Origin of the sequence: Pseudovibrio sp. JE062 (assembly GCF_000156235.1) — a bacterium.
Classification (GTDB): Bacteria; Pseudomonadota; Alphaproteobacteria; order Rhizobiales; family Stappiaceae; genus Pseudovibrio.
Genome location: NZ_DS996805.1, coordinates 667,397 through 680,371, shown reverse-complemented (window position 1 = coordinate 680,371; position 12,975 = coordinate 667,397). Strand labels below are relative to the sequence as shown.

The following is a 12,975-nucleotide window of genomic DNA, read 5'->3' as shown; positions in this document are numbered from 1 at the left end:
ATACTGATCTGATAATGAAAAAGAAGCCTCGGGAATATCATAAATGACGGCAGCTTTGATTTTTGAGCAGATATTGAACGGGCTGCAATTCGGTCTCACTTTGTTTCTGATGGCAGCTGGCCTCACGCTGGTGTTCGGCGTGATGGGTCTGATCAACCTTGCTCATGGCTCGCTTTATATGATCGGTGCCTTTTGTTGCGCTTGGATCACTCAGCAGACCGGCTCTTTCTGGCTGGGTCTGGGCGGTGGTGTCCTTGGAGCAGCAGCAGCGGGCGCTCTCATCGAAATGCTTGTCATCCGCAGGCTTTACGACCGCGATCACCTGGATCAGGTGCTGGCAACCTTCGCGCTCATTCTCATTTTCTCCGAAGGCACCCGTATGGTGTTCGGCTCCATGCCGCTTTACCTCAACATCCCTGAGGCACTGAGCGGAACCGTAGCCTTGCCGGGCGTGGAAGCCTATCCAGTCTACCGCCTGTTTATCATTCTGGCAGCACTGGCCGTTGCTGTGCTCCTTTACATGCTCATTTCCAAAACACGCCTTGGCATGCGGATCCGCGCCGGTGAAAGCGACCGCGAGATGATCGCAGCCCTCGGTGTTGATATCAAAACGCTTTACACCATTGTCTTCGCTCTGGGTGCTGCGATCGCTGGCCTGTCCGGAACGCTCGTCGGCGCACTACGCTCTGTTCAGGTTGGCATGGGCGAGCCTGTTCTCATTCTGGCTTTCGTGGTCATCGTCATTGGCGGCATTGGCTCCATCAAAGGCGCCTTGATCGGCTCTATCCTGATTGGTCTGGTCGACACGCTTGGCCGCATTTTCCTGCCGGTTATTCTGAAGTTCTTCATGGAAAACGCCAGCGCGAACAGCGTTGGAGCAGCTCTGTCGTCTATGCTCATCTACCTGATGATGGCTGGCATTCTGGCAGTAAAACCAAAGGGGCTCTTCAATGCAGCAAACTGATACAGCTCCGCAATCTGTCACCATGCCTAAGTTCAACCGTGAAACCATCGTCAACATCGCCGTTATGGCAATCCTGCTGGCGCTGCCTCTGTGGGCGTCGTCCATTGGCGAGGACTACTACGTCAATCTGGCAAGCCTGATCACCATCTTCGCCATCGCTGGCGTAGGCCTCAACTTTGCCATCGGGCAGGGCGGCATGGTCAGCTTCGGCCACGCAGCGTTCTTCGGCATTGGCGGTTACACCACTGGTATCGCGGCCTTTCACAGCTTTGAAGAAACGCTCTTCATGGCCATGCCATTTGCCATTTCTGGCACCAATCAGATGCTCATTATCTGGATTGTCGCTATGGTGCTCTGCGGCCTTGCTGCACTTGCCATCGGCGCGATTTCCCTGCGTACCGAAGGCGTTTACTTCATCATGATCACCCTGGCATTTGCTCAGATGATCTACTATTTCGCCATCTCCTGGCCGACCTATGGCGGTGAAGACGGCCTGTCCATCTACCTACGCAACGAACTACCAATGGTAGATGCAGAAAGCGCTCTGACCTTCTTCCTCATCTGCTTCATACTACTGCTTGGCGCGATCTTTGTCTCCGCCCGCCTGTCCGGCTCCCGCTTCGGCGCAGCTCTCGGCACGGCGCGTATGAACGAGACCCGACTGGCGACGTCTGGCATCGATCCATTCCCAATCAAACTCACCGGCTTTGTCATCTCAGCGATGATCACCGGCCTTGCTGGCGCGCTATTTGCCGAGCTGAACGGCTTTGTAGGCCCTTCAATGCTCTCCTGGCACCGTTCTGGCGAGATCATGGTGTTTGTCATCCTCGGCGGCGTAGGGCGTCTCTATGGCCCTGTAATCGGCGCTGCGCTATTCGTGCTGCTGGAAACTTATATCGGCGAATGGACAGAACACTGGCAGCTGCTGCTCGGCTTCGCCTTGCTCGGTGTCGTTCTCTTCGCCCGAGGCGGTGTGATGGGCTTGATCGCAGGGAGGGCGCGCCATGACTAAACCAGTTCTTGAAGTCAAAGGCCTGCACAAAAACTTTGGCGCTCTTCAGGCCTCAAAAAACGTCAATCTGGACCTGAAACCCAATGAGATTCATGCTCTTATCGGTCCAAATGGAGCAGGTAAGTCGACACTCATCGGGCAGATTGCTGGTTGGATCACACCAGACGCTGGCAGCATCTATCTGGATGGAGAAGACGTAACTACTGAGACAGTTGCCAGCCGCTCCCGTAAGGGGTTGGGACGCAGCTTTCAGGTCTCTTCACTGGCAATGGAAGTGAGTGCACGCCGCAATGTGATGCTTTCTGTACAGGCCAGTCAGGGTTCCAGCTTCCGCTTCTGGAAGCAGACCAAATCCGATCAGGAGTTGCGCGAAACCGCCGGAAACTGGCTGAAAAAGGTCGGCCTTGGCGGGCGTGAGGATATCGCGGTCTCTGAACTGTCTCACGGTGAACGCCGTCAGGTGGAAGTGGCTTGCGCTCTAGCCCTGAAACCAAAGGCGCTGCTGCTGGACGAGCCTATGGCAGGTCTCGGCCCGACTGGCTCAGTACAGCTCACTGAATTCCTTGAGGAAATCCGCCCGGAGATCCCGATCCTGCTCATTGAGCACGACATGGATGCAGTGTTCCGTCTGGCTGACCGCATCACGGTACTGGTCGGCGGTGCGGCCATCCTGTCAGGATCCGTCGACGAGATCCGTGCCAGTGCGTTGGTTAGAGAAGCCTATCTCGGGGAGGAAGCCTGATGCTGTTAGAAGTCAAAGGCTTAGAAGCTCATTACGGCGCAGCACAAGCGTTGTTTGGCGTCAACCTTACCGTCAACGAAGGTGAGATGGTGGCCATGCTCGGCCGAAACGGCATGGGCAAATCAACCACAATCAGCTCGATTTGTCAGATGGTTACACCAACCAGAGGCACCATCGAGTTCCGCGGCCAAAGCCTGAACCGCATGTCCAGCCATAAAGCTGCACGATTGGGGCTGGGACTGGTGCCAGAAGGGCGCCGCTGCTTCCCAAACCTGTCCGTTCTGGAAAACCTCACTGCCGCTGCGCGTAAAGGCGAGTGGACGCTGGACCGCGTTTACGACCTGTTTCCGCGGCTCAAAGAGAGGAAAAACCAGAGCGCCAACACGCTTTCGGGCGGTGAGCAGCAGATGCTCGCTATCTCCAGAGCCCTGATGACAAACCCGAAATTGCTGATCCTTGATGAAGCAACAGAAGGCCTAGCGCCAGTCGTGCGCGGGGAAATCTGGCAGGCCATCGCCAAGTTGAAGAAGGAAGGACTGTCCATCCTCATCGTTGATAAGACCTTGAAGGAACTCCTGCCATTGGCGGATCAGGCCGTCATTTTGGAAAAAGGCGAGTCCGTCTGGGCGGGACGTCCGGACACGCTCACCGAGGAAATGAAGGACAGATACCTTGGTCTTTGAACGCACGATAAAAGTGGCATTCCAGCACTGCGATCCAGCTGGAATTGTCTTCTATCCCCGCTACTACGAGATGATCAATCAGGTCACCGAGGAGTGGTTCGAGCAATCGCTCGGGACGTCGTTCGTAGACATTCATATAAATCAAGGGGATGCAGTCCCCACCGCAAAGATCGAAACAGAGTTCAAAAAGCCGAGCAAGCTTGGCGACACACTCTTATTCACGCTTCAGGTGACAAAGCTGGGCCGTTCCAGCGTCCACCTGGAGTTCACGGTGACATGCGAGGACGAGCTTCGTCTCACCAGCCGCTCGGTCATTGTCTACGTCAAAGGCGAGGACAAGAAGCCAGTGAGTTGGCCGCAAACCATTAGAAAACAAATGGAATTTTTCCTGAAGGAAGAGGGACCTTCATGACAACACAACAAGCACTGTTCAAACATCTCCAGCCAGAAGGTTGGAAGCCAGCCTCCGGCTATGCCAATGGCATCATGGCGGAAGGCACTCCGATCTTTCTGGGCGGACAAATCGGCTGGAACGCACAGCAAGTATTCGAGAGCGACGACCTCGTCGACCAGATCAAGCAAACGCTTGAGAACATTCGCGAAATCCTCGCAGTCGCAGGGGCGAAACCCGAGCATGTAGTGCGCCTGACTTGGTATGTGGTTGACAAGAAGGACTACACCGCACGTCTGCGCGAAGTGGGTGAGGCTTATCGCTCTGTATTTGGACGTCATTTCCCGTCCATGACCATGATCCAGGTGGCTGATCTGGTGGAAGATCAGGCCAAGGTGGAAATTGAAGCAACAGCAGTGCTGCCAAAAGCGGGATAACATAATGCGGGATTGGGACGCGGCCTACCATAACTCCGGCGTAGTGCCGAACGCGCAAGAGCTGTTTGATCAATGGGTTGAGCGCTCCAAAGCGTTTCGCGAGACCTCAAACAACCAGCTGGATATCGCCTATGGAAGCGGAGAGAGAGAAAAGCTCGACCTCTTCTTCCCCAAAGCTCCCGAGGCATCCAAAGGGCTCGTCATGATCGTCCATGGCGGGTACTGGAAGGCCTTCGACAAGTCCGCATTCAGCCATCTGGCAAAGGGGGCAACGGAGATGGGTTACACCGTTGCGGTGCCATCCTATGACCTTTGCCCAGATACGAAAATAACTAATATTACCAAGCAGATGCAACGAGCTCTTGAAGTTGCAGCTGAACAAGTTAAAGGACCGATTCATCTGACCGGTCACTCCGCTGGTGGTCACTTGGTAGCGCGGCTTGGCTGTAAGAACGCAGTGATACCAGATAGTATCACTGGCAGGATCAAGCATATCCTCGGCATCAGTGGCGTCTACGATCTGCGTCCGATCCGCAGGACGGCGATGAACGAGACGTTGCATATCGACGAGGCGGAGGCGCTGGCGGAAAGTCCTGTGCTTCACGAACCTCTTGATAACCTGCGCTTTACCGGCTGGGTTGGAGCAGAAGAGCTTGCCGAGTTCCGCCGTCAGAATGCAGCTCACTGTGCCATGTGGGGCGGTTTTGAAACGCAGGTCACTGCCTATGAGGACCCGGGCAAAAACCATTTTACCGTGGTAGAGGCACTGGAACAGGCAGATAGCCTTCTCCTCACAACTATGTTGAATACATAGTTGTATCATACTGTAATATATAGATCTTTCTAAACCGCGCCATTTTGCGTTCTTATGTGCGTTCATTTGCGTGGTTTAAGAGATTCATGCGTTACTTTAAGTTGCGATGCTGCCCGCCAGATGAACGCGTTTCATCATCAAGCCTCATCGGGCAGTACCCCTTCAAACTCCCAGCCCCCACAATCCCTCTTAACCTAATGGATAAGCTATTCACCAAATGGAGAGTTGTGGAGCCACCCTCAGCCACTTTAAGGTTGATCCAAGAAAGCGAGCCGGAGTTATCCGCCCAGCGCAGAAGTCAGGTAGACTGAATACTCAAATCTGCACTGAGGCAAATCTGCTCCGGCAATGAGCGCTCACTAAGGGCACTCATGCACGCAGAACTTGGCTGACTGGGGAGGCATACGTGACAGCAGCAAAAGCAGGACCACTTTCAGGACTTCAGGTGGTGGAGATGGCAGGCCTTGGCCCAGCGCCCATGGCTGGACAATTGCTTGCCGATCTTGGGGCTGATGTCATCGTGATAGACAGGCGCACCGGCGAGCGCATCGACAAGGATGTGAACCGCCGCGGCAAGAAATCCATCGCGCTCAACATGAAGAGCGAAGGCGCCGTCAACGTATTCTTCTCCCTGATTGAAAAAGCCGACATCCTGATCGAAGGCTTCCGCCCAGGTGTGATGGAGCGTCTCGGTCTGGGCCCGGACGAATGCCTCGCCAGGAACCCCGGCCTGATTTATGGCCGCATGACCGGTTGGGGGCAGGACGGCCCACTGGCCCATGCTGCAGGCCACGATCTCAACTACCTCGCCATGACAGGCATGCTCCACGCCATTGGCGAGGAAGGCCGCCCACCTGTGCCACCTCTCAATATGGCAGCAGACTATGGCGGCGGCTCCATGTTCCTCCTGCTGGGTGTGCTCTCAGCCTTGTTTGAGCGTTCCAGAAGCGGCAAAGGGCAGGTGATCGACGCGGCCATGGTCGATGGCGTTCCAGCCATGATGGGCCTGATCTACTCCCTGATGGGTCGTGGCCTGTGGCAGGACAAGCGTCAGACCAACCTGCTGGATGGCGGCGCCCCGTTCTACCGCTGCTATGAAACCTCCGATGGCCGCTACCTGTCAGTGGGCTCTCTGGAACCTCAGTTCTTCGCATTACTGCTGAAAGGGCTGGACCTGCCGCCAGAGCTCTCCAAGATCCAGATGAACATGAAGGAATGGCCGAAGCTGGAAGAACAGATCGGCGCGGCCATCAAAGCCAATACGCTGGATCACTGGACCGGTGTCTTTGCCGGAACAGATGCCTGCGTTGCTCCGGTGCTTTCCATTGAAGAGGCCAACGCAGCATCTCTCAACACAGAACGCGCCAACCGCATCCGTCTGGGCGGCGTCACACAAGCAGCACCAGCACCGCGCTTCAGCCGGACTGTTCCGCAAACGCCTGAACCAGCAGGAAGAACCGGAGACCATACTTCACAGGTTTTACAGGAGCTTGGTTTTTCTGAAAGCGACATCGATGAGATGCAGCAGAGCAAAACTTTGGCCTGAATCTGCGGTAATTAACGATGCGAAACAAACGGAGAAAGGAGGGGGCCTCAGCACTCCCTCCCACGTTATAACTGCCTCCGCCCAATCCTCTGAGAACATCCCATGACTGAGGGCATTCTCCCGAATCTCCTAGGGTAACTTTGATCAGTTACTGCGAAAGAGGTCTACCGGAGAATGCTGGTAACAGATGCTTTTGTCTTGTTGTTTCTTGTTACCCAGGGCCTCTTCCTCGTCGCCTCTTACGTCTTTGCGGTGTCGGGCGCGGATGACCTGTTTGTTGACACGCTCTACTATTTCTTCGTCGCCTGGTATCGCGGTCCGCTTGTAGGGCGCACAGAAGAGCGCCTGTTTGACGAAACCGGCCATGTGCCACCAAGGCCGCTCGCTATCATGTTGCCTGCGTGGGATGAAGCAGCCATCCTTTATCCCGCCGTCACCGGCATCATGCGAAAGATGGATTATCCATCCTATTGGATCTTCATCGGCGTCTATCCCAATGACGAGGCCACCCAGAAGGCTGCAAACCGGATCGCAGCAGAGCATGAAAACCTGCGGGTCGTTGTCACCAATAATCCCGGCCCAACCTGCAAGGCCGATTGCGTCAACACCATTATCGCGGAAATAGAAAAGTTCGAACAGGAGCAGAACATCTCCTTTGCAGGCATCGTCATGCAGGATGCCGAAGACATCCTCAACCCAAACGCCCTGCACATCTTCAACGCCAGTCTGGAACTGGCCGATGTAGTCCAGCTGCCCGTTCTGTCCCTGCCACGCCGCCGCCGGGATCTTACAGCAGGCCACTATATGGACGAGTTCGCCGAGTTCCATTCCAAGGAAGTGCTCGTCAGAGGCTTTCTGACCGGAACCGTCCCCGGCGCAGGCGTTGGCACCTGTTATTCCAAGAAAACAATTGAGACCGCCAAGTCCATATCCGGAACAGATGACAACGGTATACCGGAGGTCTTCAACACCGGCTCACTCACAGAAGATTATGATCTGGCTATGCGGCTTACAGGGAAAGGGCTCACTCACCGCCTGCTCTGGGTCCATCCATCCCAAAAGAGCGATCACACGGACTTCGCAGTCACGCAGGAACTGTTTCCCTCTGGCTTCTGGCAAAGCGTGCGTCAGAAAACCCGCTGGACCATCGGCATAGCCTTTCAGGGTTGGGCGCAGCTGGGGTGGAAAGGAGGGCTCGCCGATAAGTACTTTTATTGGCGCGACAGGAAGATGGTGTTCTTCAGCCACGCCATCATCATCGGGTATATCTCACTAATCTTCTACTGGTGCCTGCGCCTTTATGAGCACCTCGCACCAGACGCCTACCACTTGCCTCCGTTACTGCCGGAAAACAGCCCGTTTTGGTATGTGATCTGGTTCAACGTGCTTCTGCTGGCCCACCGTCTCATCCAACGCCATATCTGGACCGGCTATCACTACGGTCTGCGCGCTTTGGCGCCTGTCACACTGCGCTATTTCGTTTCCATCATCATCAATTACATCGCCATGATGCGCGCCATCAAAACGTGGATCCGGCATCTGGGCACAGGCGAGGTGATCGGATGGGATAAAACAGCCCACGACTACCCGGATGACGACAGCCTCCATAACATCCCGGCAAAACAGGAAGCACCTACATGACCCGCTTCCGCTCATCCCACAACGCACGAAAGGAGGCGAACCGGAACTCAGCATTCCATCTGCTGTGGGTCATCATGTTTGCTCTGGGTCTGTCCATTCCAACCCAGTCCCAGAACCCGGCCCCTCAGCCGGAACCGAGTGCAATTGTTGGCAATATGCCCTACACCAACGCGCAAAAGGATGCCTACTACATCAGCCTGCTGAAGGACCGTCAGGACAGTCAGTCACTCTTGCAAAGCAAATGGCGGGACTATCGCTCGTACCCCTTGCTGGATCTGGCTTACCGATTACTGGCAGAAGGCAGAACAGAAGCCGCTCTGCGCGAATTGGATGAGCTGCTCAAGCAGGATCCCGATCATCTGGTCGCCCGCTGGCAAAAGGTCCAGCTCCTGATTGGCCTCAACCGTCCATTGGCAGCCATCGACCAACTGGAAACTCTGCAAACCCTCGCACCCGCTTTCAGTCGCGGCTATCTCTCCCTCGGCCACCTGCAAATGCTCACGGCGGAATATGCTGAGGCTTTCGATGATTTCCGCCTCGCCATCGAAACCGGCAAACTGCTGCCGAGTGATCGGGAAGAAGCCCTGGCCGGTGCTGCAGAAGCTGCCATCAGGCTCGGCAAAACAAAGGAAGCGCTCCACGCCCTCAACATCCTGCGGGAGCTGGGTGCTGCCACCCCAAGACAGCGCCTCATCCGCGCTGATCTCTTGCGCAACTTCAATCAGCTGGAAGAAGCTCGCAGTGAATGGGATGAACTCTCCAAACTGGACAATGCGCCCAGAACACAGCGCACAGCAATCCTCAATGAAGCCTTCCTTCTTTTGGAGCAAGGCAAGGACGAAGACGCTTATCGGTTACTGCTCCGGGGTGAAATGAATGGTCTCTTCACAGGGCGCCAGTCCTCCGCACTGGAACAACGCACCTTTGCAAGAGCCCTGTCAGCCGCCGCACTCAACTCAGGTCACCTGGATGAGTTGCTGGCCTTCCTACTCCCCGGTCGCATTGACCTTCTGGGATTATCGACACGGGTACAGCTCGCCTATGCCTTGGTGAAAAAGGGCTCTAGCGCTGAAGCGGAAATGGCGTTGCTGACCGCAGATGGCAGAATTCTGGACACCAAGGCCTCAGGACCGGAAGAAGCCGCCAACTACTATCTGGCACTGGCAGACATCGCCATCCGCGCCGGAGATGACGCCAGAGCCGTCACCGCAGGCCGGTTGCTGATCAAACTCACCCGCAGCCCGGAATACGGCCTCCAGCTCAGCAAGGTCGCGCTCGCCAACGGCTGGGAAACGCAGGCCATCAACGCACTTGTGGAACTACGAGCCATCACCCAGTTCACAGACCGGCAAAAATCACCGGAAGCATGGGTGGAACTGCTGCAAACTCTCTCGGATCTGGCGCGAAGAGCAGGGGATCTGGATCTCGCCAACGAAGTGCTGAAGGAAGCGGAAGCCTTGATGCCCAACTGGCGCATCACGGCAAAGCGCGGGCAGGTCGCCCTTCTATCCAACAAACACCGCATCGCCTCCGCCGTGCTTCAGGATGCTCTGGCCCGCGCCAAACGAGCACGTGCTGCCGGTGCCTTTAATGAGAACGACAAGAAAGCCTACGCACGGCTTCTGTTTGATCTGGCAGCCGTTTCCGCCACCAACGAGGACTGGACAAGCACGCTGGACTATCTGATCGCGGACTGGAAGCTTCAGCCCGATCCTACGCTCGTCCTGCCAGCCTACCTCATGCTCAAGGAAAGCACGGCCAAGGACGTCACAGCCAACATGTGGCTCAACTACGTTTTCGCCTACACCAACACGGCGAACCTGACTATTGAGAGCAAAGAGATGTACGCCGCGTCTTTCCTCTCGCTGGCACGTCTCCTGAAAACAGAAGACCAGCCGGAAGAAGCGCAAAGGATGTACCGCCAGTCTCTGAGGCTAAACCCGGCAGTCGAAACACGGCTGGAAGCAGCTTATCTGGCCTTACAGCTCAATCACCCCAGACGCGCGCTCATGCTGGTCCAGAAGCTCGACCAGACCAAGAACATCGACGCCATCATGGCCATCAAGTGCGAGGCCTATCGCTCCTTGGGTCGCAATCTGGAAGCGCTGGCCTGTGCCCGGGAAGAAGCACTGGCCCAGCCTGCTAGCGCTGACAAGCACCTGACACTGGCAAGCCTCTATTTGCGTCTGGGAGACAGAGACAAGGCCCGTCAGGAGCTTCAGCAAGCCTACGAGCTGAGCCCGAGCCTCGCCACAGCCAATCAGCTGGGGTTCCTTTATCAGCAACTGGGCGAAATCGAAGAGGCTGAAGAATGGTTTGAGGAGAGCTTTGAAGAACACGACGACCAGACCGCTGGCATGGCACTACTCTTCATCAACCTGCGCCAGATGGATTACGCGCAAGCAGAAAAGCTTCTGAGTGAGCTCGACCCCACGAAGCTCTCACAGGAGCAAATGGCAGGCTTCTACGCCGCCAGAGCCCAGCTCACCCTCCACAAAGGCGATCAATCCTACGAGGCGCTGGAAAGCGCTCTGGACGACTTCCGCAGAGCACGTGCCATATCCTCAACGCCTGACAACCGCTTCTCCGTGGTTCAGGTTCTGTTCCAGTTGGATCAATTGCAGGAAGCTGAGGCCGAATATGAGCAGTTGCCGCCCTCAGACAAAAACAACCCAGCCACTCTGGCCCTCGGCGGCTATCTGGCGCGGGCACAAGGCGATTACGACCTCGCCATCACGCGCTTTGAGCATTCGCTGCATGAAAAGCCGGATCAGGCCAATCTGGAGGAAGACCTCGCGTACACCTATCTGGCAGCCTATGAGAACAAGAAGGCTGCTGAAATGTTTCGCAAGCGAATCCATGCCCTGAACCAGCAGCATCTCGACATCTACGAGCAAGACAAACTGGAGCGTTTCCAACGCCAGCTCCGCATCCTTGAAATCCCGATCAGCTTCCTGTTCTTCGACGGTGCCAGCCCATCTCGGCAGGACGAAGAGGACTTCGCAGGCGCCATCCTCGGCATTCCCTCAAGCAGCCCGTTTGGCTCCCTGGAAGTGGCGTGGCGACCACCGGTGATCGGCTATCAGAATGGCCGCGTCTTCGAGATCATCGCCCGCGCCCAATGGCTCAACGAGCGCTACAGCTTCCGTCCCAATCCGGACACCTATCAAACCATCGTCGGCCTGCGCTTCAAGCCCTTCATGACCCAGAACCTCAAGATCGGTCTGGAGCGTTTCTTCAAGGGCGGCAGCATCACCGAAGACAACTGGCTGGGGAGGGTGCTTTGGTCCTTCACCACCGGAAACGACTTCCTGCCTCTTTACGATATGTACTCCGGTGAGCCCATCGACAAAGAGCCCTACGTCAGCCTCTATCTGGAAGGAGGCCGTTTCTTCGAAAATGAAAAAACCATTCTGTTCTATGGAGATGGCCGACTTGGTTACACTTTTAGGCTCGATCCTAACCTGATTTTGTCGCCCTTTGCGTATTCCATAGGCAGCGGAAACTGGAACTCCCAAACCAGCGCTGTCGCCATAGAAGCAGGGCTGGGAGCATCTTTGAAGTGGAGAGGGTGGTACACCGAAACCTACGGTGACCTGCTTCAGCTGGAAGTGTTCGGGCGAGTAGGACATGAAGTACTGAACACCGATGACAGCCAAACCAGCCGGGTTCTTCTCGGCCTACAAGCAAACTTTTAAGCACTTGATTTTTGGGCTGTTCTGCCTCTCTTTCCTCACATTCATAGCACCACATAAAACCTTCGCCCGACAAGATTCGGGTGCCCCGGAATGTTTTCCTATCCGCATGAGTTTCATTCAGCCATGGGGTGATGAATATTTTCCTAACCCTAGATTATGGCGCAGTGAACTCCTTTCACATCAAAGACTTGGCATAAATGAAGTGGTCTTGCAGTGGACCTTGTGGGACACGGATGTCAGCCAACCAGTCAAACTTCCCATGTGGGTGGAAGCAGCGATCCGAGGGGCAGATGAATCTGGCACCAAGATCTGGTTCGGCCTGCGTTACGATCCGTCCTTCATCGAAAAGCTGAAACAGAACGGCAGCACCTATCTACATCAGCGTCTTCAGGAAACCAGCAAGCTCGCAAAGGCACTGAAATCACAGATCCTCTATGTCTCATCCGAGCCCAATAAGATTTTCGCGGGCTGGTATATCTCAGATGAAATCGACGGCGAACTGCTGTTGGATAGCAACCTCAGAAAGCTCGTCACCAGGTACACCACCCAGACCAGAGCAATCCTGAAAAGCATATTGCCGGGCCCGGTGGCCATATCTGGATATACCGATTTGAAAAGCAAACCAAAGAAACTGGCCGGTCACTGGGATAAGCTGATGAGCAACTCCTCCATGGACATCTTGCTTTTGCAAGATGGGCTAGGGGCCAAGCTTATGGAACCTTACTCCAGCCGCAGCCTGCACAATGCGGTCAGCACAGCGTTTCGCCAGCAAAAACATACAGTTATTCCAGTGGTAGAGATCTTCGAGATTGACCCGCGCACCGCTGATTTCAAGACAATCCCAACCACCGTTGGCACCATGAAAAGCCGTCTGAAAAACGTACGCTTTACCTCAGAAAATCCGGTGGCTTTGTTCTCGTTATCCAGTCACGTGCTCAAGTTCGATAACAAGCACAGCCGGGACATTGAGACGTTTTTGAAGCAAAACGCCAAGGTTTGCAATGGCATAGAGCTGGAAACCGCCGACACTTCAACGCCGCAATAAAG

11 protein-coding genes are annotated in these 12,975 nt (G+C 55.4%); all 11 read left to right on the top strand.

The features are described from left to right. The first annotated feature begins 43 nt into the window (after positions 1 to 43). The 11 genes from PJE062_RS02895 to PJE062_RS02845 all read left to right on the top strand — a co-directional run bounded on the left by PJE062_RS02895 (position 44) and on the right by PJE062_RS02845 (position 12,973). Entirely contained in the window at positions 44 to 964 is a 921-nt protein-coding gene (locus PJE062_RS02895; RefSeq protein WP_008547183.1) for a branched-chain amino acid ABC transporter permease, read from the top strand. Continuing rightward, positions 951 to 1,976, top strand: a complete 1,026-nt coding sequence (locus tag PJE062_RS02890; protein ID WP_008546733.1) for a branched-chain amino acid ABC transporter permease — start codon at positions 951 to 953, stop codon at positions 1,974 to 1,976. Before PJE062_RS02895 ends, PJE062_RS02890 begins: the two co-directional genes overlap by 14 nt. Next, entirely contained in the window at positions 1,969 to 2,718 is a 750-nt protein-coding gene (locus PJE062_RS02885; protein WP_008546950.1) for an ABC transporter ATP-binding protein, read from the top strand. Before PJE062_RS02890 ends, PJE062_RS02885 begins: the two co-directional genes overlap by 8 nt. Next, positions 2,718 to 3,401: an ABC transporter ATP-binding protein gene (locus PJE062_RS02880; protein ID WP_008546744.1), complete on the top strand. Its 684-nt coding sequence runs from the start codon at positions 2,718 to 2,720 to the stop codon at positions 3,399 to 3,401. The genes PJE062_RS02885 and PJE062_RS02880 overlap by 1 nt, the downstream gene beginning before the upstream one ends. Continuing rightward, positions 3,391 to 3,813, top strand: coding sequence for a thioesterase family protein (locus PJE062_RS02875; RefSeq protein ID WP_008546346.1), 423 nt, complete (start codon positions 3,391 to 3,393; stop codon positions 3,811 to 3,813). Before PJE062_RS02880 ends, PJE062_RS02875 begins: the two co-directional genes overlap by 11 nt. After that, a complete protein-coding gene (locus PJE062_RS02870) occupies positions 3,810 to 4,229 on the top strand; it encodes a RidA family protein (protein WP_008547140.1) in 420 nt (139 codons plus the stop codon). Before PJE062_RS02875 ends, PJE062_RS02870 begins: the two co-directional genes overlap by 4 nt. A gap of 4 nt (positions 4,230 to 4,233) precedes the next feature. After that, entirely contained in the window at positions 4,234 to 5,043 is an 810-nt protein-coding gene (locus PJE062_RS02865) for an alpha/beta hydrolase (protein ID WP_008546941.1), read from the top strand. Between the two features lie 406 nt (positions 5,044 to 5,449). Then, on the top strand, positions 5,450 to 6,589 hold the full coding sequence (locus PJE062_RS02860) for a CaiB/BaiF CoA-transferase family protein (RefSeq protein WP_008546858.1): 1,140 nt from the start codon (positions 5,450 to 5,452) through the stop codon (positions 6,587 to 6,589). A gap of 174 nt (positions 6,590 to 6,763) precedes the next feature. Beyond that, positions 6,764 to 8,230, top strand: coding sequence for a glycosyltransferase (locus tag PJE062_RS02855; protein ID WP_037035842.1), 1,467 nt, complete (start codon positions 6,764 to 6,766; stop codon positions 8,228 to 8,230). Next, a complete protein-coding gene (locus PJE062_RS02850; protein ID WP_008546795.1) occupies positions 8,227 to 11,928 on the top strand; it encodes a tetratricopeptide repeat protein in 3,702 nt (1,233 codons plus the stop codon). The genes PJE062_RS02855 and PJE062_RS02850 overlap by 4 nt, the downstream gene beginning before the upstream one ends. Next, complete coding sequence (locus PJE062_RS02845; protein WP_371256216.1) at positions 11,879 to 12,973, top strand: DUF4434 domain-containing protein; 1,095 nt, start codon at positions 11,879 to 11,881, stop codon at positions 12,971 to 12,973. Before PJE062_RS02850 ends, PJE062_RS02845 begins: the two co-directional genes overlap by 50 nt. Positions 12,974 to 12,975 lie beyond the last annotated feature (2 nt).